Here is a 24,646-nt window from a genome sequence, read left to right as displayed (position 1 = left end):
AGCAATTGACGGAAATCTTAGTATTTGCCCTTTTGTTACTGTGCGGCTATTTGTTTATGAAACAGGTTGCCCTTGAAAGCAAAGTAAAAGCGCTTCAAGAGGGGCATGTAGATAAAAGCGAACTAGAAGAAGCGCTTGAACAATTTTTAGCTGAAGTAAAAGAAAGCAACGACCAGCTACTTGCAGTGTTAGCCGACAGCAGCTACGAACAAGACGTTGACACCTATCAAGCGAAAGACAGGGAACAGCCAACATTCACTAATCAAGCGAAAGGCGGCCCAGGTGTTAAGTCTGTTAATCTAGACAAGGACGTTAAATATCGAGAACGGACCAGTCAAGTCAAAGATGGGAAACTTGTGAATCAAGGCAAAGACGATAACGATGAAGAACAGGCGAGCCGAGGCAAGCATGATCCAGATGTGAAGCTTGCTGATCAGGCTAAAGCCGATAAACAGGAGAACCTTGTTCGTCAAGGCCAAAGCGGTCAATACGCGAGACTTGTCAATCAAGGGGATAGTGGCCGACGGAATAAATACGCTGATCAGGCGCAAGACGATCAACGGGCGCACCTCGAAAATCAAGCGGATTACAATCAACGTCACAGCGATGATACCCCCGCTAATCGTAGTATCGTTGACCACGGTAAGGAAGAAAACGACAAATACAGCAAGCACAACGATCATAACGACAATAAATACGGCAACGGCCAAGACAGCGGGCTGAAGTCCGTTGAAGATAAAGAGGAATTTGCCCATTCAGCTACGTACAGCCAAGTATTTTCGCTAAAGAAGCAAGGGCTGGCTGTGGAAGAAATTGCCCGTGACTTGGGGATCGGTGTAACGGAAGTGAGCTTGCTGCTTCGCTTCCATGAAAAAAATGATGAAAATCCGCATGTATCCAGTTGCAGGGAACCGGACAATATGGTATAGTAATTGACGGTGTTAAATACACACGCCTTGGATTTTGGCGAAGGTGCTCAGGCAATGCGCTGAGTGTCGTCAAAAAATGAAGAGTGCGGAGGAAACTAAAACCAACCTAAGGAGGTGTTCGATGTGGCAGTAATCTCCATGAAGCAATTGCTTGAAGCAGGTGTCCACTTTGGCCATCAAACACGCCGCTGGAACCCTAAAATGGATCGCTACATCTTCACAGAAAGAAACGGAATTTACATTATTGACTTGCAAAAAACGGTCAAAAAAGTCGAAACAGCGTACAACTTTGTTCGCGATCTTGCGGCTGACGGAGGGAAAATCCTTTTTGTCGGCACGAAAAAACAAGCGCAAGATTCTGTTCGCGACGAAGCAATCCGCTGCGGCATGTACTACATTAACCAACGCTGGCTTGGCGGAACGCTTACAAACTTTGAGACGATTCAAAAGCGGATTACGCGCTTGAAAAACCTTGAAAAAATGCAAGAAGACGGCACTTTTGATGTGCTTCCAAAGAAAGAAGTCATCTTGCTGAAAAAAGAAATGGACCGTCTAGAAAAATTCTTAGGCGGAATTAAAGACATGAACGGCGTGCCGGATGCGCTGTTTGTTATCGATCCTCGTAAAGAGCGGATTGCAATTGCCGAAGCGCATAAATTAAACATTCCAATTGTAGCGATTGTCGATACAAACTGTGATCCTGACGAAATCGATTACGTTATCCCTGGTAACGATGATGCCATCCGCGCTGTGAAACTACTAACTGGAAAAATGGCTGACGCTGTGATTGAGGCGACAGCTGGTGAATCAGAAGAAGAAGTCGACGTTGAAGAAGAAACAACAACAGCGTAAATGACGGACTCCAAAAAGGGTGGTAAAGGGAGATGAACCCTTTACTTCCCTTTTTTTGTGGAAAAAGTGAAAACACGTACTGAAGGAGGCAATACTTAATGGCAGTAACAGCTAGTATGGTAAAAGAACTGCGCGAAAAAACTGGCGCAGGCATGATGGATTGTAAAAAAGCGCTTGTCGAAGTAGACGGAGACATGGAAAAAGCAATTGATTATCTTCGTGAAAAAGGCATTGCGAAAGCAGAGAAAAAAGCAGACCGTGTTGCTGCGGAAGGCCTTGCTTCTGTTGTGACAGAAGGAAACAAAGCCGTTATTCTTGAAGTCAACTCTGAAACGGATTTCGTTGCCAAAAACGAGAATTTCCAAGCGCTTGTAACAGAATTGGCTGAGCACATTTTGGCAGAAGAGCCTGCTGACGTAGAGGCAGCTCTTGCGCAACCATTCAAAGGCGGAAGCGAAACGGTGCAAGATCACATTAATACGGCAATTGCTAAAATCGGCGAGAAGCTTTCATTGCGCCGCTTTACGGTTGTGGAAAAAGAAGACGCTGACGTGTTTGGCTCTTACCTTCATATGGGTGGCCGCATTGGCGTTCTAACGGTCATTGGCAGCTCTTCCGACCAAGAGTTGGCGAAAGACATTGCTATGCACGTAGCAGCGATCAACCCGACTTACGTTTCACGCGATGAAGTGACAAAAGACGTTGTTGACCGTGAGCGGGACGTGTTAAAGCAACAAGCCCTTAACGAAGGCAAGCCTGAAAACATTGTTGAAAAAATGGTCGAAGGCCGCCTAAGCAAGTTCTTTGAACAAGTTTGCTTGCTAGACCAGCCGTTTGTTAAAGATGGCGACCAAAAAGTCGGCAAATATGTGAAGAGCAAACAAGCTTCTGTTAAATCGTTTGTCCGCTATGAAGTTGGCGAAGGCATTGAAAAACGCGAAGACAACTTTGCGGAAGAAGTTATGTCGCAAGTGAAAAAGTAAATCGATAGAGAACGTGGGAAGGGGACACTGCGAGAAGTTGTGTCCCTTTTTTCAAAGACTGTTTTTTGGAAGTCATGGATAATGGAGGTTAGATAAGCGTGTATAATCGTGTCGTTTTAAAATTAAGCGGAGAAGCGTTAGCAGGAGAACAAGGCTATGGCATTGATCCAACTGTCATCCAATCGATTGCTAAGCAAATTAAAGAGATTACTGAATTGAACATTGAAGTGGCCGTCGTCGTTGGTGCCGGCAATATTTGGCGCGGCATGGCTGGAAGCGCTCAAGGGATGGATCGGGCAACAGCTGACTATATGGGGATGCTTGCTACAGTTATGAATTCCCTTGCTTTGCAAGACAGCCTCGAAGCAATTGGCGTCGAATCACGTGTGCAAACGTCGATTGAAATGCGGCAAGTAGCAGAACCTTACATACGTCGCAAAGCGATTCGCCATTTACAAAAAAAACGTGTTGTGATTTTCGCAGCAGGAACAGGCAACCCGTATTTCTCAACAGATACTACCGCCGCTCTACGGGCAGCTGAAATTGAAGCAGAAGTGATTTTAATGGCGAAAAACAACGTCGATGGCGTCTACAACGCAGATCCGCGCGTGGACGACAAGGCGCAAAAATTTGACACGATTACGTACATGGATGTCCTTAAAGACGGATTGCAAGTCATGGATTCGACGGCGTCGTCTTTATGTATGGACAACGACATTCCGCTTATCGTATTCTCAATTATGGAAGAAGGAAACATTAAACGCGCCGTGTTAGGCGAAAAAATCGGAACGACTGTAAGGGGGAAATAACCAATGACAAAGGAAATCAAGGCAGATGCAAAAACACGGATGGACAAAGCCATTGACGTGCTGTCACGTGAATTAGCGAAATTGCGTGCAGGCCGTGCTAACCCAGCTTTGCTCGACCGCGTAACGGTAGAATATTATGGAGCGCAAACGCCGCTCAACCAGCTTGCTTCAGTCACAGTGCCAGAAGCGCGGCTATTGCTTATTACTCCGTATGACAAGACGGCTGTTGCTTCAATTGAGAAGGCCATTTTGAAATCGGATTTAGGCCTTACGCCATCCAATGATGGTCAAGTCATTCGCATTGCGATTCCGCCACTTACGGAAGAACGCCGGAAAGACCTTGTGCGATTGGTTAGCAAAACCGCTGAAGAATCAAAAGTTGCTGTCCGCAACATTCGCCGTGATGCCAATGATGAATTGAAAAAGCTACAAAAAGATGGAGAAATGACGGAGGATGAACTTCGCAGCGCCACTGACGATATTCAAAAACTGACTGACACGTACGTTGCAAAAATCGATGAAAAAGCAAAACAGAAAGAACAAGAAATCATGGAAGTGTAACGCGTTTATGTGTATGATGAAGAGTAGTAGGAGACCCTCTTAAGCAAGGGGGTTTTTTACACTTTTCCAGCTGGATGCAGGCTGGCCTAGAGCGCCAGCGAGATGGAGGGCGTAAAATGCTTGAGAGATTTTCAAAATGGAGGCAAGCCTTTACGGATACAGAAGATGAGGAGCCTACATCAATAGATCCGCAAAATATACCGAGGCATGTCGCCATTATTATGGATGGAAATGGCCGTTGGGCCAAAGAGAAAGGGCTACCGCGTATTGCTGGGCATAGGGAAGGCATGAAGACGGTTAATAAGATTGTTCGTGCTGCCAATACCCTCAATATTGAAATATTGACGCTTTATGCTTTTTCAACAGAAAACTGGAAACGCCCGAAAGCGGAGGTCGAATTTCTGCTAAAATTGCCAGAACGCTATTTGAAAAGCGAATTGCCGACGCTAATAGAGGAAAATGTGCAAGTGCGTTTAATGGGTTCAAAGGACGGTTTGCCTTCGTATACACTCCATGCAGTGGATGAAGCAATTGAAAAGACAAAGCATAATACGGGACTGATTTTAAATTTTGCTTTAAACTATGGAAGCAGGTTCGAACTTACGAGTGCCATGCAACAAATTGCCAAAAAGGTACAGCAAGGCGAGTTGATGCCAGAGCACATTACAGAAGAAACGATTAGCGCCCACTTAATGAGCAACCATTTGCGTGATCCAGACTTGCTTATTCGCACGAGCGGGGAGTTGCGGCTAAGCAACTTTATGTTATGGCAGATCGCATACAGCGAATTTTTGTTTATGGATGTGTATTGGCCAAACTTTACTGAGCACCACTTCTATAAAGCGGTCTTAACGTATCAGAATAGGGGGCGGCGCTATGGCGGCGTGTAGGAAGGGGATGTGTAAGTGAAGACACGAGTAGTTACAGGCTTATTTATTGGCGCCGTCATCTTGGCGATGATCGCACTTGGCGGCTGGTGGTTTACGACTTTTGTTAGCTTGATGGCCACCATCGCTATGGTTGAGCTATTAAGAATGAAAAAAATTAGCGCTCTTTCTTTGCGTGGCATCGTCGGCCTCGTTTCAATGTGGTTGTTGCTCATTCCTGACACGCTTTTTCATAGCGCCATTCCCCTCAATGTGACAAAAGTAGAGCTGTTCCTATTTTTAATCTTAGGTTTATTATTGCTGACAGTATTGACAAAAAACAAATTTACATTTGATGAAGTTGGTTTTGTGATCGTATCAAGCGTCTATATTGGCTTTGGCTTCCATTACTTAATTTTAACGAGAGCGATTCCAGATGTAGGCGTATGGCTTGTCCTATTTGTCATTGTATTGATTTGGACAACCGATTCAGGAGCTTACTTTGTCGGAAAAGCGATCGGCAAGAACAAATTGTGGCCAGATATTAGCCCAAATAAAACGATTGAAGGTTCGGTCGGTGGGATTGTCCTTGCTGTTGTCGTCGGCACGATTTTTTATATGATCCATCCATTTTTTAGCTCATACATAATTGCGCTTTGCATCATGCTTGTTACGGCCGTGTTTGGCCAAATGGGCGATCTTGTTGAGTCAGCCTTAAAACGGCATTATGCTGTAAAAGATTCAGGCAATGTCCTGCCGGGGCATGGCGGCATCCTTGACCGGTTCGACAGCTTGATTTATGTTATGCCGATTCTCCATTTGCTTCAACTTTTGTAAGCCGAAAAACGAGCTATCGAACTAACTGTTTAGCAAACATGAATTTTTCATAAGGGAGGCGAGTATAGTGAAACAAATCAGTTTGCTTGGATCGACAGGGTCGATCGGCACACAGACACTTGACGTGATCCGTGATTATCCAGATCAATTTACGCTTTCGGCGCTCGCGTGCGGCACAAACTTAGAGTTATGCCGCAACCAAATAAAGGAGTTCCAACCAAAACTCGTCTCAGTACAACGCCCAGAAGACGCACAAACGCTAGCAGGGGAATTCGGTGATTCTATTGAATTCTTATATGGAGAAGAAGGCTTAAACGAAGTGGCGCGTTATAGCGAATCTGACATCGTCGTGACAGCCATTACTGGTTCGATCGGGCTGTTGCCGACGCTCAGTGCGATCAAGGCGAAAAAAGCAGTCGCCATTGCCAATAAAGAAACACTTGTCAGTGCGGGCCACCTTGTTGTCAGTGCGGCAAAGGAAAACGATGTGCCGCTCATTCCTGTGGACAGCGAGCATTCTGCGATTTTCCAAGCGCTGAATGGCGAACCAAAGAAAGCGGTCGACCGTTTGATTCTGACTGCTTCTGGCGGCAGTTTTCGCGACAAGAGCCGGGCGGAGCTCGATGGCGTGACAGTCGAACAAGCATTGGCGCACCCGAATTGGTCCATGGGGGCGAAAGTGACGATCGATTCTGCTACAATGATGAATAAAGGCTTGGAAGTGATTGAGGCGAAATGGCTGTTTGGTTTGGATTATGACCAAATCGATGTGTTGATCCACAAAGAGAGCATCATCCACTCCATGGTTGAATATGTAGACCGCAGCGTCATTGCCCAGCTAGGCACTCCCGACATGCGCGTCCCAATCCAATATGCCTTAACGTATCCAGAGCGCTTTGCCCGCCCGAAACATGAACGTTTAGATTTAGCGGAGCTTGGCAAACTCCACTTCGAAAAAATGGATATGGAGCGTTTCCGGTGCATGAAACTCGCCTACGAAGCAGGGCGCGCTGGTGGCACAATGACAACGGTGCTTAACGCAGCCAATGAAGTAGCTGTATGCCGCTTTTTGCAAGGCGAGATCACTTTCTTGGAAATCGAGCGCATCATTGAAGAGGCACTAAGTGCCCATTCGCCGATTGCGCATCCATCGCTCGAAGAGATCCAAGCTGTCGATGCTTCAATCCGCAAACAGCTCCAAGCATAACAAACCGAGAGGCGGTATCGTTTTTGAATACATTACTTGCTTTTATTGCGATATTTAGTGTGCTTGTCTTTGTCCACGAATGGGGCCATCTCTACTTTGCCAAAAAAGCGGGGATTCTTTGCTATGAATTTGCCATTGGCATGGGGCCAAAACTGTTTGCCTTTGAGCGAAATGACACGATTTATACCATTCGTTTATTGCCGATTGGCGGTTATGTTCGCATGGCAGGCGAAGAGCCTGAGCAGCCAACGATCCGGCCAGGCTATGAAATTGGACTGGTACTTGACGAGAAAGATACCGTTAAGGAACTAATCGTCAACAACAAGTCAAAACATCCAGAAGCACAAGTCGTGCAAGTGGAACGGATTGATTTGGTCCATGACTTGTTTGTGGAAACGATTGACGAAGACACTGGCGAACTTGTTCGTTATCCAATTGATGAAAAAGCGTTCATCGTTCAAGATGAAGTGGCGCAAATTATCGCTCCATGGAAACGCCAATTTGGCTCAAAACCACTGCCAAAAAGGGCGATGGCGATCTTTGCCGGGCCGTTGATGAATTTCATACTTGGCTTTGTGATTTTACTCGGCTTAAGTTTGTACCAAGGCGTGACTCTTAGTTCAGAAATTGTTATAAATGGGGAGAACTCTCCCGCAGAAGCAGCTGGTCTCCAAGACGGCGACGTTATTACAGCGGTCAATGGTGTAGAAGTCGACTCTTGGAAAGAAATGACAACAGAAGTCAAAAAATATCCTGGTGAAGAAGTGAGCATTGATTATGAGCGCAATGGAGAAGCGCTGCAGACAAATGCCACTCTTAGCCAAGTCGAAGTGATGCCTGATGAGTACGAAGGCTTTTTAGGCGTGAGTGGTGTACCGGAGTTTTCCTTGCTTGGTTCTTTACAGTATGCAGGAAATGAATTTATAAACATGGCTACATCTATTTTTGATACGCTTGGTTTAATTTTCACCGGTCAGTTTTCCCTTGATTATATTTCAGGTCCTGTCGGCATTTATGATATTACAGACCAAGCCGTTTCCTTGGGTATCCAAACTGTTATATTCTTTGCTGCGCTGTTAAGCATTAATTTAGGCGTCATCAACTTAATGCCAATTCCTGCCCTTGACGGCGGACGGCTCATGTTTTTAGCGTATGAGGGGATCCGCGGCAAGCCTGTTTCGCCTGAAAAAGAAGGCGCGATTCAGTTTATCGGTTTCGCCCTCGTGATGTTGTTGATGATTGTAGTGACATGGAACGATATAAGTAAGCTGTTTTCATAATGAGACAATTGCATAAGAAAGGGACGTGTGTCACTTGAGACAATCTACTTACTTAGCCCCGACAATGCGGGATGTGCCTGCAGACGCAGAGGCGATTAGCCACCAGCTCATGCTGCGCGCAGGCATGATGCGGCAAATTGCCGCAGGCGTTTATGCGTACTTGCCGCTAGCAAAGCGGACAATCGCGAAAATTGAAGCGATCATCCGCGAAGAATTAGATGCCATTGGCGCCCAAGAATTGACGTTGCCGAGTTTGCACCCTGCTGAACTTTGGCAAGCTTCTGGCCGTTGGGAGGCGATGGGTGACGAGTTAGTGCGCTTAAAGGATCGCCATAACCGCGATTTTGCCCTCGGCCCAACACATGAGGAAGTCATCACTTCTTTAATTAAAGATGGCATTGCTTCTTATAAAAAACTGCCTCTTTGCGTCTACCAAGTTCAGACAAAGTTTCGCGATGAGCGCCGGCCACGTTTCGGTTTGCTCCGTGGGCGCGAGTTTATCATGAAAGATGCCTATTCGTTCCACGACTCGCCAGAAAGCCTGGATGAGGCATACTGGCAAATGCATGGCGCCTATAGCCGCATTTTTACGCGAGTTGGCCTCGAGTTTCGGCCCGTGATTGCTGATTCTGGGGCGATGGGTGGCAAAGATACGCACGAATTTATGGCGCTTGCTAGCGTAGGGGAAGATACTGTCGTTTATTCCGATGGATCTGATTACGCAGCGAACTTGGAAATGGCAAAAGCGGCGCTGCCAGAGGCGCCAAGTGTACAAGCACATGGCTTGCTTGAAAAGAGAGCAACGCCGGAAGCAAAAACGGTCGACGAAGCCGCTGAAGCACTAGGTTTTGATGCCGATGACATTTTTAAAGCGCTTGTTGTTGTTGTCGATGACGTGCTATCCCTTTTTATCTTGCGTGGCAACGATGAGCTTAATGAAGTCAAAGCATTGCATGAACTTGGCGCAAAAACGTTGCGCATGGCGAGTGAAGAAGAAGTCGTTGCCGCTTTCGGCGCGACTCCTGGATCGATTGGTCCTGTAGGCGTAAAGGATGTGCCGATTTATGCCGACTATCGGATTCGCAGCATGGAGCGCATTGCGTGCGGAGCCAATGAAACAGGCTATCACTATGTAAATGTCGGCCCAGGCCGCGATTATGAAGTGACCGCTTATAAAGATTTGCGCACTGTGCGCGAAGGCGATCCGTCCCCAGACGGCAAAGGGACATTGCGCTTTGCTGAAGGAATTGAAATCGGGCAAATCTTTAAGCTCGGTACCCGTTACTCTGAATCCCTCGATGCGAAATATTTAGATGGCCAAGGAAAAGCACAGCCTTTTCTAATGGGCTGTTATGGTATCGGCGTATCGCGGACGCTTGCCGCTGTGATTGAACAGCATCATGACGAGGCTGGCATTGTTTGGCCGAAGGCAGTGGCGCCGTTCGACGTCCACTTATTAGCGTTAAATGTGAAAAATGAAGACCAGAAAACACTTGCTGAACAGCTATACAGCGACATTCGCCAAGCTGGTATCGACGTATTGTATGATGATCGACCAGAACGGGCAGGCGTTAAATTTAAAGACGCTGACTTAATTGGCTTGCCAGTACGGGTAGCCGTTGGCAAACGGGCCGGAGAAGGCATCATCGAAGTGAAAGTCCGCAAAACGGGCGAACAGCTTGAGTTGACAGCTAGTGAGCTAGTTCGTTGGCTTAACGATTTTTTACGTGAATAATGCGGAATGCAGGCTGGCTAGTCGTCAGCCTGTTTACGCTTTAGCAAGGAGTGAAACAAATGAGCCAAGCGAAAGAGACGAGAAAAGAGCGCCTTCAACTATTGCTTGACCAGCTGCAAATTCCAGATGACGGCCGTCCTCATTTTCAAGACGGCTATATTGAAAAACTAGCAATCTCAAAAGAACAGAAAATCTGGCATTTTTTCATTCGATTAGAACGGTTGCTGCCAGCCGAATGGTGCGAACTGTTTAAAGGGCGTCTTGCCCAGACGTTTCGGGACATTGCCAATGCACGTTGCTCATTTGCATATGCCAACAGCGAGACGGATGAAACAGTATGGCGCAGCTATTGGCCTCTTATCGCCAACGAGTTGGCGCGTGTCTCTCCACCTCTTGCTGCTACGTTGCAAAAGCAAGCCCCGACAGTCAATGACAATAAGCTGTCTTTAATAGCGCAAAACGAAGCGGAAGCAGAAGCGATAAGGCGAAAGCTTGCCGACCCGTTTAAAGACATATGCGGCCAGTTTGGCTTACCTGTATTGCCCCTTGCAGTCGCCGTACAACAATCACAGGAAGCCTATGATGAGTTTGTCCGCAAACGTGCTGAAGAAGACCGGTCAAAAGTGGTCGAAGCGATGTTGGAAAAACAACGGGTTGAAGAGGAAATGGCGAAGCAAGTAAAGCAAGCGAACTTGTCTATGGGTTATCCCATTAAAGACGAGCCGACGCCGCTGGAAGCGATTGTCGATGAAGAACGGCGCATTACCATTCAAGGCTATGTGTTCGCAACAGATATTCGCGAGCTCCGCAGTGGGCGCACATTGCTAACCTTTAAAATGACAGATTACACCGATTCGATTTTAGTGAAAATGTTTTCCCGGGATAAAGAAGATGTGCCCGTCATGCAAGCGGTCAAAAAAGGCATGTGGTTAAAGGTGCGAGGCGGCATCCAGAACGATACATTTGTGCGCGACCTCGTTATGATTGCCAATGATTTTAACCAAGTAACGCCAATTGTCCGCGAAGATACTGCTGAACAAAAACGAGTTGAACTTCATACCCATTCGACAATGAGCCAAATGGATGGCGTCGTTTCTGTTGGCAGGTATATCGAGCAGGCTGCAAAATGGGGCCATCCAGCGATTGCCATTACAGATCACGGCGTTGTCCAAGCGTTTCCAGAAGCATATGGCGCTGCCAAAAAGCATGACATTAAAGTGATTTATGGCATGGAGGCAAATGTCGTTGATGACGGCGTACCAATTGCTTACAACTCAGACCACCGTCACTTGCTCGAAGAAGAGTATGTCGTCTTTGACGTGGAAACGACCGGTCTGTCGGCTGTCTACAATACGATCATTGAGCTTGCTGCCGTCAAAATCAAAAACGGCGAAATCATCGATACATATGAATCGTTTGCAGACCCAAAAGAGCCTCTGTCCGCAACGATCATCGAATTGACAGGGATTACCGATGACATGGTCCAAGGCGCTCCTGAACCTGCTGAGGTGCTGAAGCAATTTCGTGAATTTGCCGGCGATGCCACGTTGGTTGCCCATAATGCGAGCTTTGATATTGGCTTTTTGAATGTCGGTTATAAAAAACTAGGCTTTTCGGAAGTCACAAACCCAGTCATTGACACGTTGGAGCTTGGCCGTTTTCTGTACCCAGAATTAAAAAACCACCGTCTTAATACGTTATGTAAGAAATTTGACATTGAGCTCGTCAGCCATCACCGCGCGATTTATGATACACAGGCAACAGCATATTTGCTTTGGAAAATGGTCAAAGATGCGGCGGAGAAAGAAATTGTTTACCATGATGAATTAAATAACCATATGGGGCAAGGGAATTTCCACCGTCAACGGCCGTTCCACTGCACGCTGCTTGTCACATCGCAAACAGGGTTGAAAAATTTATACCAGCTCGTGTCCATGTCCCATGTTGATTACTATTTCCGGACGCCACGGATCCCTCGTTCCCAGTTAAATAAACATCGCGAAGGGTTGCTAATCGGTTCTGCTTGCGATAAAGGAGAAGTCTTTGAAGGCATGATGCAAAAATCTGCCGATGAGGTGGAGAAAATCGCTGGTTTCTACGACTTTTTAGAAATTCAACCACTCGGCAATTACGGACACTTGATTGAACGGGAACTCGTAAAAGATAAAACGGCATTGCAAGAAATTGTCGGCAATATTGTCGCTCTTGGCGAGCGGCTAGGGCTGCCGGTTGTGGCCACAGGGAATGTTCATTATTTAAACGAGGAAGATGCGATTTACCGCAAAATTTTAATTGCTTCCCAAGGGGGAGCCAATCCTCTTAATAAGCAGAAGTTGCCGGACGTCCATTTCCGGACAACAACGGAAATGCTTGAAGAATTTTCCTTTCTCGGGGCAGAACAGGCAGAGAAAGTGGTTGTCACTGCTTCTAATGACATTGCCGCACAAGTGGGTGATGTCCATCCGATTCCAGATGACTTATATGCCCCTAAAATTGAGGGCGCTGACGATGAAATCCGGAATATGAGCTATGAACGGGCCAAGATGATTTACGGCGATCCATTGCCGGAAATTGTAGAAGCCCGTTTGCAAAAAGAGTTAAAAAGCATTATTGGCCATGGTTTTGCTGTTATTTATTTAATTTCCCATAAACTAGTTAAAAAATCGCTTGATGATGGCTATCTCGTTGGCTCCCGGGGGTCCGTCGGTTCTTCGTTTGTGGCAACGATGACGGAAATTACCGAAGTGAATCCGCTGCCGCCTCATTATGTATGCCCGTCATGCAAGCATTCCCATTTCTTTGATGACGGTTCTGTTGCGTCTGGCTATGACTTGCCTGATGCTGAATGCCCAAAATGCGGCAGTATGTATATTAAAGATGGACAGGATATCCCGTTTGAAACGTTTCTTGGGTTTAAAGGCGACAAAGTGCCTGATATCGACTTGAACTTTTCAGGTGAATACCAGCCTCGTGCTCACGCTTATACAAAGGAATTGTTTGGCGAAGACTACGTGTACCGTGCCGGGACAATTGGCACAGTAGCGGATAAAACAGCATACGGCTATGTAAAAGGCTACCAAAGCGACCATGATTTGCTCATGCGTGGGGCAGAAATCGACCGCCTTGTCGCCGGCTGCACAGGCGTTAAACGGACAACGGGCCAGCATCCAGGAGGAATCATCGTTGTTCCAGACTATATGGACATTCATGATTTTTCGCCGATCCAATACCCGGCCGATGACAAAAATGCAGAGTGGAAAACGACGCATTTTGACTTCCATTCGATTCATGATAATTTGCTTAAGCTCGATATTCTTGGACACGATGATCCGACGGCGATTCGCATGCTTCAAGATTTAAGCGGAATCGATCCAAAAACGATCCCGACGGATGACCCTGACGTGATGAAAATCTTTGCTTCACCAGATGTCCTCGGTGTGACAGAAGAACAAATACTGTGCAAAACCGGTACGCTCGGCATTCCTGAGTTTGGCACCCGCTTTGTTAGGCAAATGCTTGAGGAAACGAAACCAAGCACCTTTTCTGAGCTGTTGCAAATTTCCGGGCTCTCCCACGGGACTGACGTTTGGCTTGGCAATGCCAATGAACTCATTTACAATGGCACGTGCGAATTGAAAGATGTCATTGGCTGCCGTGATGACATTATGGTTTACTTAATTTACAAAGGGCTCGAATCGTCACTCGCTTTTAAGATTATGGAGTTTGTCCGAAAAGGCAAAGGCTTGCAGCCTGAATGGGTCGAAGAAATGAAAAAGCATGATGTGCCGGATTGGTATATTGATTCATGCACAAAGATCAAATATATGTTCCCGAAAGCACATGCGGCTGCCTATGTGTTGATGGCTGTGCGGATAGCTTATTTTAAAGTCCATCATCCGATTTTGTATTATGCAACCTATTTTACTGTTCGTGCTGATGACTTTGAACTGGACATTATGATCAAAGGCGCAAGTTCGATTCGTGCCAAAATGGAAGAAATCAACGCGAAAGGGCTTGACGCGTCCCCGAAAGAGAAAGCTGTTTTGACGGTGCTCGAGCTCTCACTAGAAATGTGCGAACGTGGCTTCGGTTTTCATAAAGTTGATTTATATAAATCATCAGCAACAGAGTTTATAGTTGATGGCGATAAGCTGTTGCCACCTTTTAACGCACTAAACGGCGTCGGCACAAACGCGGCTCTAAACATCGTCAAGGCTCGGGAAAATGGCCACTTTTTGTCAAAGGAAGACTTGCAGCAGCGGGCCAGATTGACAAAAACGGTTGTCGAGAATTTGTCTGAACATGGCTGTTTAGAAGGCTTGCCTGAGTCGAACCAGCTATCGTTGTTTTAAAGACGGGCTTGCCTTGCAAGCGTAGTGCTTATGTGGTACAATCGTTTATGGTAATAGTTAGCATACGATGATGGAGAAAAGAGTGGGGGGCACCCACTCTTTTTGTTCGCATTGCGGGTTCGGCGTTTAAAAGCGTCTCCTGTTGTGTATGCCTGTTCTAGAAGCGGATACGTTTTTAATGATGTAAAGGAGGAATTGGCGATTGAGTAAAAATGTTTCTCGTACCGTAGAACAACTCGCAGAGCCGATTGTCCGCGAACTTCATTTGGAACTCGTGGAAGTAGAATATAAAAAAGAAGGGCCTAATTGGTATTTGCGTGTGTTTATTGACGCAGACAGAGGGGTCAACTTAGATGATTGCGAAGCTGTGAGTGAAAAGCTGAGCGAAGTCTTGGATGAGGTGGATCCGATTAAAGAGGCGTATTTTCTAGAAGTGTCATCCCCTGGGGCAGAGCGGCCGCTAAAAAAAGAAGCGGATGTAAAAAAAGCAGTCGGCAAAGGCGTGTACGTGACAACGTATGAACCAATTGACGGCCAAAAAGCGTTTGAAGGCGTCCTTGTATCATTTGAAGACGCCACGCTTGTTATTGAAGGAAAAAACAAAACAAGAACAGTGACCTACACCGTGCCATACGCGAAAGTGGCAAATGCGCGGCTGTCGATCCTGCTCTAGTTGCAAGCGAAATAAGGGAGGTTCCTTTCCATGAACAGCGAATTTATGGAAGCTTTGTCAACACTTGAAGCAGACAAAGGCATCAAAAAAGAAGTCATTATTGAAGCAATCGAAGCTGCGCTTATTTCTGGCTATAAGCGTAACTTCGGCCAAGCGCAAAACGTGCGCGTTGATGTGAATCGGGACAATGGCAGCATCCGCGTGTTTGCCCGCAAAGTCGTCGTGGAAGAAGTATTTGATAAACGCTTGGAAATTTCAGAAGCGGAAGCGCAGCGGATTAATCCGCATTATGAAGTCGACGATATTGTCGAAATTGAAGTCACACCAAAAGACTTTGGCCGAATTGCTGCACAAACGGCGAAGCAAGTCGTCACGCAACGTGTTCGGGAAGCAGAGCGGGGCATCATTTATTCTGATTTTATTGACCGTGAAGAAGATATTATGAACGGCATTGTCCAACGTCAAGACCATCGCTTTATTTACGTTGACTTAGGGAAAGTTGAGGCGCTTTTGCCGCTGTCTGAACAAATGCCGAATGAAACGTACAAACATAATGACCGCATCAAAGCATATATTACGAAAGTCGAAAAAACGACAAAAGGCCCGCAAATTTTAATTTCCCGCACCCATCCTGGGCTCTTAAAGCGTTTGTTTGAATTAGAAGTGCCGGAAATTTACGATGGCACCGTAGAAATTAAATCGGTTTCTCGCGAAGCGGGGGATCGCTCGAAAATCGCCGTCCACTCCGACAACCCCGAAGTCGATTCAGTCGGAGCTTGTGTAGGCCAACGGGGCCAACGGGTACAGACAATTGTCGATGAACTCAAAGGCGAAAAAATTGACATTGTTGAATGGTCAGAAGACCCAGTTGTCTATGTGGCCAATGCCCTTAGCCCAGCAAAAGTAATGAAAGTCAATGTGCTTGAAGGGGAAAAAATGACACAAGTCATCGTCCCTGACTACCAGCTGTCTTTAGCAATCGGCAAACGAGGCCAAAACGCCCGATTGGCCGCTAAGCTGACAGGTTGGAAAATTGATATAAAAAGCGAATCAGAAGCCCGTGAGCTTGGCCTTCTTGATGAGGAAAATGAAAATGATGAGTTAGAAGAATTCACAAATGAGGAAAATGAACGTTAGGAGCAGGAGGCGGAAAATCGCATGAAACAACGGAAAGTACCGCTGAGAAAATGCATTGTGACCAATGAAATGAAACCAAAGCAAGAACTTGTGCGGATCGTGCGCACACCTGAAGGCACAGTCGAATTGGACCCAACTGGCAAAAGGAATGGCCGGGGCGCTTATTTGACGAACAGTGAAGACGTGTTTAACAAGGCTAAAAAGCGCGATAGCCTAACGCGCCATTTGCAAGTGCAAGTGACCGCAGACGACTATGACCGCTTGATTGCAGAGCGGGTAAAGGTGAAAAAGCGGTGAGCAACGATAAAAAGCTGCTCTCGCTCCTTGGCTTATGCCAACGTGCCGGACAGCTTGTTACAGGGGAAGAATTGGTTCTTGCCGCGATTCGCAAACAGGAGCTGTCAATGGTGATCCTTGCTGGCGATGCTAGCAGCAATACCGAAAAGAAAATCAAGGACAAATGCGGCTATTATAAAATCCCAGTCTATCAAACGAGCGACCGTTTTGCGCTTGGGCAAGCGATCGGTAAAGAAACGCGCGTGGCAATAGGCATAAGGAGTGAAGGATTTGCGAAGAAAATCGCCGCATTACTGAGCCAATAATGGAGGTACGTATATGTCAAAAGTGCGAATCTATGAATACGCGAAGGCAAATAATGTTCAAAGCAAGCAACTAATCGAAAGTTTAAAATCAATGGGTGTGGAAGTGTCAAATCATATGTCAGCAATTGATGAAGAAACATTAAACAAAGCAAAGCAAGCAGGAAAGCCTGCCGCTGCAAAAGGGCAAGGGTCCACTAGTAACCAAAAGCAAAATAGCCAAAATCAACGGTCAAACCAAGGGCAAAAGCAACGCCCACAAAACAACCAGCAAAACCAAGGACAAAAGCAGCGCCCGCAAAACAATCAGCAAAGTCAATCTCAAGGGCAAACGAAACGCCCAAGCCAAGCGAGCAATAACCAAAGTGGCGCCGCAAAATCGCAAGCTGGGAAACCAAACCAAAACCGTGGCGGAAACCGTCCTGGTGGCCAAGGGCGTCCAGGCAGCAACAACCGCCGTCCAGGAAATAACCAAAATCGCCGCAACCATGGCAACCGTGGCGGAAAGCGTCGTCCGCAGTCAAAAGTCAATCATCAGCAAATGCCGCTGCCTGAAAAAATTACAATTTCAGGTTCCCATACGGTCAGTGAACTTGCCGCTAAGCTCCATCGTGAAGCCTCTGAATTGATTAAGAAATTAATCGGTCTTGGGGTTATGGCTACCATTAACCAGGAGCTTGACAAAGATACGATTGAATTGTTGGCCGCTGATTATGGGGTGGAAGTCGAAGAAGAAGTGATTGTGGATGAGCTCGATATTGAGTTGTATGATCGTGAAGATAAAGAGGAAGAATTAAAAGAGCGCCCGCCAGTTGTGACAATTATGGGCCATGTCGACCACGGAAAAACAACGCTGCTTGATTCAATCCGTAACACGAAAGTGACTGCGGGGGAAGCAGGAGGCATTACTCAGCATATTGGCGCTTACCAAATTGAACACTCAGGTAAAAAAATTACCTTTTTAGATACACCAGGTCACGCAGCCTTTACAACAATGCGGGCCCGGGGCGCGCAAGTGACGGACATTACGATTCTTGTTGTGGCTGCTGACGATGGCGTCATGCCGCAAACGAAAGAAGCGATCAGCCACGCGAAAGCGGCTGAAGTGCCGATTATTGTCGCTGTCAACAAAATTGACAAGGAAACAGCAAGTCCAGATCGAGTGATGCAAGAGTTAACGGAGTTTGAGCTTGTCCCTGAAGCTTGGGGAGGCGACACGATTTTTGTTAATGTTTCAGCACTGACGGGTGAAGGCATTGATGAGTTAATTGAAATGATTCTACTCGTTGCCGAAGTGGAAGAATTTAAAGCCAACCCAGACAAACTCGCGACAGGTACAGTTGTTGAAGCACAGCTTGATAAAGGGCGCGGCCCAGTTGCCACGCTTCTTGTTCAAAGCGGGACGTTGAATGTCGGGGACGCAGTCGTTGTCGGCAGCACATTTGGCCGCGTGCGTGCGCTTGTGAATGATGTCGGCCGCCGCGTCAAAACAGCAGGACCGTCTGCACCAGTGGAAATTACAGGCTTAAACGAAGTGCCGCAAGCGGGGGACCGTTTCCAAGCATTTGAAGACGAGAAAAAAGCCCGCCAATTAGGCGAAGGGCTAATGGCCCGTTATCGGGAGCAAAACTTAACAGCATCGTCAAAAGTAAGCTTGGATGACTTGTTTAACCAAATTCAGCAAGGGGATGTTAAAGACATTAATGTCATCATCAAAGCCGACGTCCAAGGCTCAGTTGAAGCGATGAAAGGATCGTTGGAGAAAATTGATGTGGCAGGCGTAAAAGTCAATATCATCCACACTGGCGCGGGTGCGATCACGGAATCAGACATTATTTTGGCGTCTGCTTCCAACGCGATTGTCATCGGGTTCAACGTTCGCCCTGATGTGAACGCCAAACGTGTGGCTGAAGCCGAAAACGTCGATATTCGTCTCCACCGTGTTATTTACAATGCGATTGACGAAATTGAACAGGCAATGAAAGGCGCCCTTGATCCTGAGTTTGAAGAAAAAGTCATCGGCCAAGTGGAAGTACGGACGACATTCAAAGTTTCGAAAGTCGGCACGATTGCCGGTTCTTATGTAACAGAAGGAAAAATCACCCGCAATTCTTCTGTCCGTTTGATTCGTGACGGCATTGTCATTTATGAAGGCGAACTGAACGCTCTTAAACGCTATAAAGACGATGCTAAAGAAGTGCAGGCTGGCTATGAATGCGGAATTACGCTTGATAAGTTCAATGACATTAAAGAAGGCGACATGATAGAAGCGTATGTCATGGAAGAAGTGAAACGTGCCTAATGATGGCCAGTGTCCGCTGCGAGCTGTTCATTTATGAGGCACAGTCATTGAAGGATAAACGATCCGTCTTGCAAAGCGTGCTTCGCAAAGTGAGGCAACGTTGCAATGTTTCAGCAGCAGAAACAGGTTACCAACAAACTTGGCAACGCGCAGAGCTGTCGCTTTGCGCAGTTGCTGCTAGTAAAAAAAGCGCTGAAGCTGAACTATTACGCGCATTGGCGATAATTGATCAGGCAGAAGCGGCTGAGCGCACATTGACCAACTGGGAGTGGGCGTGATTCCCATTAGTAGAGGTGATCGATTGTGGCGAATAACCGTGCTGTTCGCGTCGGCGAACAAATGAAAAAAGAATTGAGTGACATCCTTATTCGCGATATTAAAGACCCCCGTGTCCGTTTTGTCACGGTGACCGGGGTAGATGTCACAGGGGATTTACAACAAGCGACGGCTTTTATTACGGTGCTCGGTGATGAGGAAGAACGCAAAGCGACCCTTGCCGGCCTTGAAAAGGCAAAGGGGTTTATCCGTACGGAATTGGGCAAGCGCATTCGCCTTCGGAAAACACCTGAGCTCAGTTTTTCGTTCGATGAATCGATCCAATACGGCAACCGAATTGAAAGCTTATTGCGCGATTTGAATAAAAATGATTCGAACGAGTAGTTGCAAAGGAGAGCGCGCAGACGTTCTCCTGAGGGTAGCGCACTGACGCTATCCTTTCTTTTTTTAGTAAGACAGGGAGTGATGTTGATGGAGCCAACAGGGATTGTGGTGCTGGACAAACCGAAAGGATGGACATCCCACGATTGTGTCCACCAAATGCGGAAATGGTTTCAAACACGGAAAGTCGGCCATACAGGGACGCTCGATCCCGAAGTGGATGGCGTTTTGCCGATCTGCATCGGCAAAGCGACCAAAGTGGTCAAATACATGTCCGATTACGATAAAACGTATATAGGGGAAGTCACATTCGGCGTGGCGACGACAACGGAAGACGCACACGGTGAAGTCGTAGAAGAGAAACGCGTCAATAAACCGTTTACGCGTACGGAAATTGAAGCGTTGCTGCAAGCCTTTATCGGCAAAATTGAGCAGACACCCCCTTATTATTCGGCTGTAAAAGTAAACGGCAAACGCTTGTATGAATACGCTCGAGCTGGCATCGAAGTCGAGCGGCCAACGCGCACAGTGGAAATAAAAGCGTTGACATTGACGGAAATAACAACTGCGAAGCCAGGTTGTTTTTCGTTTGCCTTTTCTGTCACATGTACAAAAGGTACTTACATCCGTACGCTTGCCGTTGATATAGGCAAAAAAGCTGGCTACCCTGCCCATATGTCAAAGCTGACACGGACAGCATCTGGCCCGTTTACACAAGCAGATGCCATTCCTTTATCTGCATTTGCGGAAATGAGTTTGGATGAGCGCCTGAATAAGTTGCGCCCCCTTGATACGGCTCTTCAGCATTTTCCACGGGTCACTGCCGATAAGGAACTGGAAAAACGAATACGCAATGGTGCTGTCCTGGAGAAAAGCGCTTCTTTTGGAGATGGGCGTTTTTTGTTTTATAATGAACAAGGAGATTGCTTGGCATTGTATCAAGCACATCCAACAAAGGCTGGACTTATTAAACCAGAAACGTTATTTTGTCATGTTTAACGGTAAAGGGGGAAAAGTGGTGGTAGTGGAGCTAGATCTAGATTCAATTAGCCACATAGAGGCCCCAGCGCCAACAGCTATGGCTCTTGGCTATTTTGACGGCGTTCACAAAGGGCACAAGGCGGTCATCGAAACCGCTAAAGCAGAAGCGGCTAAACGGGGCATTCAGTCTGCGGTGATGACGTTTTACCCCCATCCGAAAGAAGTGCTTGGTAAACCGGATCAGCCAATTGATTATTTGACGCCTCTGCAAGCAAAAGTGGCGCGCCTAAAGGCGTTAGGGGTCGACGTTGTCTACGTTGTCCATTTTACGAAGGCGTTTTCGAAACTGACGCCACAAGCTTTTATTGAGCGGTTCGTGATTGGTTTAAACGTCAAGCATGTGGTGGCAGGCTTTGACTTTACATACGGCGTTAAAGGGGAAGGCAAGATGGACGATATTGACCGTTATGCGAACGGGCGCTTTACGCATACAACGGTCGAACAAGTGAGCGATGAGCAAGAAAAGATTTCGTCAACGCGTATTCGTAAACAGCTGTCAGAAGGAAATGTCAGTGAAGCGGCCAGCCTCCTCGGCTACCCGTATGTTTTCTCTGGAACAGTTGTCCATGGAGACGCACGGGGACGGTTAATTGGCTATCCGACTGCAAACATTGTTGCAAAAGAGCGGTTCATCGTGCCGAAAACAGGCGTCTATGTTGTCACATTGACACATGCGGGCAACACATACGAAGGAATGGCGAACATCGGCTATAAACCAACATTTGTCGATGATTTAGCAAAGCCAATCGTGGAAGTGAACATTTTCGACTTCAATCAGGAGATATACGGGGAGACGGTGGAAGTCGCGTTTTACGAACGGATTCGTTCGGAACAAAAATTTAGCGGCATTGATGAAATCAAAGCACAGCTTGGCCGTGACCGTGCCACGGCGTTGCAGTTTTTCAAGCAACATACGGCCAATGGCTAAGTGCGGACACCTAAACAGTTAACGTCTTTAAGGGGAAGCCTACGTTTTTAGCGCGTCCAAGTGATTTTTGCGATGTGGTTACAGGCAAAGAAGATAAAATGAACGCTTGCATTTGCAGATCAATCAAGCTATCATAGAAAGTGTCTGCATCCCCATGCGGACACGATACCCGTTTCTTGGCAAAACGACTCACCACCGTTTGCTCGGAGATTGGGGTTTTAGGGAAAAGGAGGTGGCTCTGATGGCATTGACACAAGAGCGTAAAAATGAATTGATTGCAGAATTTAAAACGCATGAGACAGACACTGGTTCTCCAGAAGTCCAAGTCGCTATTCTTACGGAGCAAATTAACACTTTGAACGATCACTTGCGCACGCATAAAAAAGATCACCACTCTCGTCGTGGCCTTTTGAAAATGGTCGGTCAACGTCGTAACTTGCTAACTTATTTACGTAATAAAGACGTAACGCGTTACCGTAACCTTGTTGACAAGCTTGGCTTGCGTCGATAGTTTTGCAAAAAAGCGGGGGATGATCTCCCGCTTTTTTCTTCATGCCTTCCGTTAGCAGGCGACAAGCTTAGAAAAATGGAAAACGACCCTAATTTCACTCTTTTAAACTTGTTCTGATTCGGTCATAATAAGAAAGAAGAATTTTAGTTGTACGAGAGGAGTACACATTCATGGATCAAGAACGTCATGAGTTTTCAATTGACTGGGCTGGCCGGACATTAAGTGTCGAAGTCGGTCAATTAGCCAAACAAGCCAACGGAGCGGTTCTCGTCCGTTATGGCGATACTGCTGTTCTATCAACAGCGACTGCTTCAAAAGAACCGAAAGACCTTCCTTTCTTTCCGTTAACGGTCAATTATGAAGAACGTTTATATGCAGCGGGAAAAATTCCAGGTGGGTTTATTAAAAGGGAAGGGCGTCCAAGCGAACGGGCGATTTTAACAAGCCGTTTGATTGACCGTCCAATTCGACCGCTGTTTCCAGACGGGTTTCGTAACGATGTCCAAGTAATCAGCATTGTGATGAGCTCTGACCAAGACGCCTCTCCTGAAATGGCAGCAATGATCGGTTCATCACTGGCTCTGTGTGTGTCTGACATTCCGTTTGAAGGGCCGATTGCTGGTGTGACTGTTGGAAGAATTAATGGCGAATTCATTATGAACCCAACGCCAGCTCAACTTGCAGAGAGCGACATTGACCTAACTGTTGCTGGAACAAAAGAAGCGATCAACATGGTCGAAGCCGGTGCTAAAGAAGTCCCAGAAGACGTAATGTTAGAAGCCATTTTAGCCGGGCATGAGAACATTAAAAAAATGATTGCTTTCCAAGAAAAAGTGGTGGAAGTTTGCGGCAAAGAAAAACGTGAAGTGCAGCTGAAAACTTTTGACGCTGAATTGGAAGCACGCTTGCGTGAAAGCGCGGAAGCGAGCATCAAAGAAGCGGTTCGGATTGCGGAAAAACACGCGCGTCAAGATGCGATCGATGAGATCATTGCTGCACAAGTGGAACAACATTCAGACGATGACAGCATCAATGTGGATGAAGTAAAAGAGATTTTGCAAATGTTCGTGAAGGAAGAAGTCCGTCGCTTAATTACTGTCGAAAAAATCCGTCCTGATGGACGAGGCGTTGATGAAATCCGCCCGCTCTCGTCACAAATCAAGCTGTTGCCTCGTACACATGGCTCCGGTCTCTTTACAAGAGGACAAACACAAGCACTTAGTGTCTGTACGCTTGGTGCCCTTGGCGATGTACAAGTGCTAGATGGTTTGGGCATCGAAGAGACGAAGCGGTTTATGCACCACTACAATTTTCCGCAGTTTAGCGTTGGCGAAACCGGTCCGATTCGCGCGCCAGGACGCCGGGAAATCGGTCATGGAGCCCTTGGCGAACGTGCGCTTGAGCAAGTCATTCCAAGTGAGCAAGAGTTTCCTTATACGATCCGGCTCGTATCTGAAGTGTTGGAGTCGAACGGATCAACTTCACAAGCGAGCATTTGTGCAAGCACGTTAGCGATGATGGACGCAGGTGTGCCAATTAAAGCGCCAGTGGCAGGCATTGCGATGGGGCTTGTCAAACAAGGGGAACATATGACGGTGCTCACTGATATCCAAGGCATGGAAGACGCGCTTGGCGATATGGACTTTAAAGTCGCTGGCACAGCGAATGGCGTTACAGCTTTGCAAATGGATATAAAAATTTCCGGCATTAACCGGGAAGTGCTCGAACAAGCCCTTGAACAAGCAAAACAAGGCCGAATGAAAATTTTAAGCAACATGATGGAGGCCATTGACAAACCTCGTGCCGAGTTGTCGGAGTATGCGCCAAAAATTTTGACGCTAACGATCAATCCTGACAAAATTCGCGATGTCATTGGACCAAGTGGCAAAGTCATCAATAAAATTATTGAGGAAACAGGCGTGAAAATAGACATTGAGCAAGACGGCACTGTCTACATTTCTTCCCTAGATACCGCCATGAACCAAAAAGCGAAACAAATCATTGAAGATCTTGTTCGAGAAGTTCAAGTCGGCGAAACATACCATGGGAAAGTCAAACGCATTGAAAAGTTTGGTGCCTTTGTCGAACTGTTTAAAGGCAAGGATGGCTTGCTGCATATCTCACAAATTGCTGAAGAGCGGATCAACAAAGTCGAAGATGTCTTTAAGCTCGGTGATGAAGTAGATGTTCGCGTCACTGAAATTGACAATCAAGGACGAGTTAATTTGTCTCGCAAAGTCCTGTTAAAAGAACAACGGGAAAAGCTAGAAAAAGAAGAAGCAAAAGATACAGCGAACGAATAAGAAACAAAGACTGGGGAAAATTCCTAGTCTTTTTTTATGGTCAAACGTCTAGTCCTCTTCATTTGCTCATAGACATGCTAGTAA

The 24,646-nt window shown here is 46.6% G+C and carries 22 protein-coding genes; all 22 read left to right on the top strand.

Annotated features, from left to right (window positions below; genetic code table 11):
- Positions 1-5 precede the first annotated feature (5 nt).
- The 22 genes from BUC05_RS04800 to BUC05_RS04695 all read left to right on the top strand — a co-directional run bounded on the left by BUC05_RS04800 (position 6) and on the right by BUC05_RS04695 (position 24,562).
- On the top strand, positions 6-929 hold the full coding sequence (locus BUC05_RS04800; protein ID WP_035201441.1) for a hypothetical protein: 924 nt from the start codon (positions 6-8) through the stop codon (positions 927-929).
- Positions 930-1,052: 123 nt separating this feature from the next.
- Entirely contained in the window at positions 1,053-1,781 is a 729-nt protein-coding gene (gene rpsB / locus BUC05_RS04795) for a 30S ribosomal protein S2 (RefSeq protein ID WP_011247085.1), read from the top strand.
- Between the two features lie 98 nt (positions 1,782-1,879).
- A complete protein-coding gene (gene tsf, locus BUC05_RS04790; RefSeq protein ID WP_011247084.1) occupies positions 1,880-2,764 on the top strand; it encodes a translation elongation factor Ts in 885 nt (294 codons plus the stop codon).
- Positions 2,765-2,856: 92 nt separating this feature from the next.
- A complete protein-coding gene (pyrH, locus tag BUC05_RS04785; RefSeq protein WP_035201439.1) occupies positions 2,857-3,573 on the top strand; it encodes a UMP kinase in 717 nt (238 codons plus the stop codon).
- A 3-nt stretch (positions 3,574-3,576) separates the two neighbouring features.
- Positions 3,577-4,134: a ribosome recycling factor gene (frr, locus tag BUC05_RS04780; RefSeq protein WP_073304201.1), complete on the top strand. Its 558-nt coding sequence runs from the start codon at positions 3,577-3,579 to the stop codon at positions 4,132-4,134.
- 116 nt (positions 4,135-4,250) lie between these two features.
- Positions 4,251-5,024 carry an undecaprenyl pyrophosphate synthase gene (locus tag BUC05_RS04775; protein WP_011247081.1) on the top strand — a complete coding sequence of 258 codons (774 nt, stop codon included), beginning with the start codon at positions 4,251-4,253 and terminating at the stop codon, positions 5,022-5,024.
- A 15-nt stretch (positions 5,025-5,039) separates the two neighbouring features.
- The gene (locus BUC05_RS04770; protein WP_011247080.1) at positions 5,040-5,837 is read left to right on the top strand and encodes a phosphatidate cytidylyltransferase; all 798 of its coding nucleotides are present in this window, start codon (positions 5,040-5,042) and stop codon (positions 5,835-5,837) included.
- A 67-nt stretch (positions 5,838-5,904) separates the two neighbouring features.
- Positions 5,905-7,044, top strand: coding sequence for a 1-deoxy-D-xylulose-5-phosphate reductoisomerase (gene dxr, locus BUC05_RS04765; RefSeq protein WP_073304199.1), 1,140 nt, complete (start codon positions 5,905-5,907; stop codon positions 7,042-7,044).
- Between the two features lie 23 nt (positions 7,045-7,067).
- Positions 7,068-8,324, top strand: coding sequence for an RIP metalloprotease RseP (gene rseP / locus BUC05_RS04760; RefSeq protein ID WP_011247078.1), 1,257 nt, complete (start codon positions 7,068-7,070; stop codon positions 8,322-8,324).
- A gap of 34 nt (positions 8,325-8,358) precedes the next feature.
- A complete protein-coding gene (locus BUC05_RS04755) occupies positions 8,359-10,059 on the top strand; it encodes a proline--tRNA ligase (RefSeq protein ID WP_011247077.1) in 1,701 nt (566 codons plus the stop codon).
- 59 nt (positions 10,060-10,118) lie between these two features.
- A complete protein-coding gene (locus BUC05_RS04750; protein ID WP_073304197.1) occupies positions 10,119-14,411 on the top strand; it encodes a PolC-type DNA polymerase III in 4,293 nt (1,430 codons plus the stop codon).
- Positions 14,412-14,613: 202 nt separating this feature from the next.
- Positions 14,614-15,084 (top strand): ribosome maturation factor RimP, encoded by a 471-nt coding sequence (gene rimP, locus BUC05_RS04745; protein ID WP_011247075.1) that lies wholly within the window; start codon positions 14,614-14,616, stop codon positions 15,082-15,084.
- 30 nt (positions 15,085-15,114) lie between these two features.
- Positions 15,115-16,221: a transcription termination factor NusA gene (nusA, locus tag BUC05_RS04740; RefSeq protein WP_011247074.1), complete on the top strand. Its 1,107-nt coding sequence runs from the start codon at positions 15,115-15,117 to the stop codon at positions 16,219-16,221.
- Positions 16,222-16,242: 21 nt separating this feature from the next.
- On the top strand, positions 16,243-16,518 hold the full coding sequence (gene rnpM / locus BUC05_RS04735; RefSeq protein WP_063608340.1) for an RNase P modulator RnpM: 276 nt from the start codon (positions 16,243-16,245) through the stop codon (positions 16,516-16,518).
- Positions 16,515-16,823 carry a L7Ae/L30e/S12e/Gadd45 family ribosomal protein gene (locus BUC05_RS04730; RefSeq protein ID WP_011247072.1) on the top strand — a complete coding sequence of 103 codons (309 nt, stop codon included), beginning with the start codon at positions 16,515-16,517 and terminating at the stop codon, positions 16,821-16,823. The genes rnpM and BUC05_RS04730 overlap by 4 nt, the downstream gene beginning before the upstream one ends.
- 13 nt (positions 16,824-16,836) lie before the next feature.
- Positions 16,837-19,122 (top strand): translation initiation factor IF-2, encoded by a 2,286-nt coding sequence (infB, locus tag BUC05_RS04725; protein WP_011247071.1) that lies wholly within the window; start codon positions 16,837-16,839, stop codon positions 19,120-19,122.
- Positions 19,122-19,400: a DUF503 domain-containing protein gene (locus BUC05_RS04720; RefSeq protein WP_011247070.1), complete on the top strand. Its 279-nt coding sequence runs from the start codon at positions 19,122-19,124 to the stop codon at positions 19,398-19,400. Before infB ends, BUC05_RS04720 begins: the two co-directional genes overlap by 1 nt.
- A 25-nt stretch (positions 19,401-19,425) precedes the next feature.
- Positions 19,426-19,782, top strand: a complete 357-nt coding sequence (rbfA, locus tag BUC05_RS04715) for a 30S ribosome-binding factor RbfA (RefSeq protein ID WP_011247069.1) — start codon at positions 19,426-19,428, stop codon at positions 19,780-19,782.
- 87 nt (positions 19,783-19,869) lie between these two features.
- Positions 19,870-20,778 (top strand): tRNA pseudouridine(55) synthase TruB, encoded by a 909-nt coding sequence (gene truB / locus BUC05_RS04710; protein ID WP_011247068.1) that lies wholly within the window; start codon positions 19,870-19,872, stop codon positions 20,776-20,778.
- A gap of 16 nt (positions 20,779-20,794) precedes the next feature.
- Positions 20,795-21,748 carry a riboflavin biosynthesis protein RibF gene (gene ribF, locus BUC05_RS04705; RefSeq protein ID WP_011247067.1) on the top strand — a complete coding sequence of 318 codons (954 nt, stop codon included), beginning with the start codon at positions 20,795-20,797 and terminating at the stop codon, positions 21,746-21,748.
- Positions 21,749-21,989: 241 nt separating this feature from the next.
- Positions 21,990-22,259: a 30S ribosomal protein S15 gene (gene rpsO / locus BUC05_RS04700; RefSeq protein ID WP_011247066.1), complete on the top strand. Its 270-nt coding sequence runs from the start codon at positions 21,990-21,992 to the stop codon at positions 22,257-22,259.
- 170 nt (positions 22,260-22,429) lie between these two features.
- On the top strand, positions 22,430-24,562 hold the full coding sequence (locus BUC05_RS04695) for a polyribonucleotide nucleotidyltransferase (protein WP_011247065.1): 2,133 nt from the start codon (positions 22,430-22,432) through the stop codon (positions 24,560-24,562).
- The last annotated feature ends 84 nt before the right edge of the window (positions 24,563-24,646 follow it).

It is taken from the genome of Shouchella rhizosphaerae (assembly GCF_900142675.1).
In the GTDB taxonomy this organism is placed as follows: Bacteria; Bacillota; Bacilli; order Bacillales; family Bacillaceae_D; genus Shouchella; species Shouchella rhizosphaerae.
This window is presented reverse-complemented; position numbering and strand designations above follow the sequence as displayed.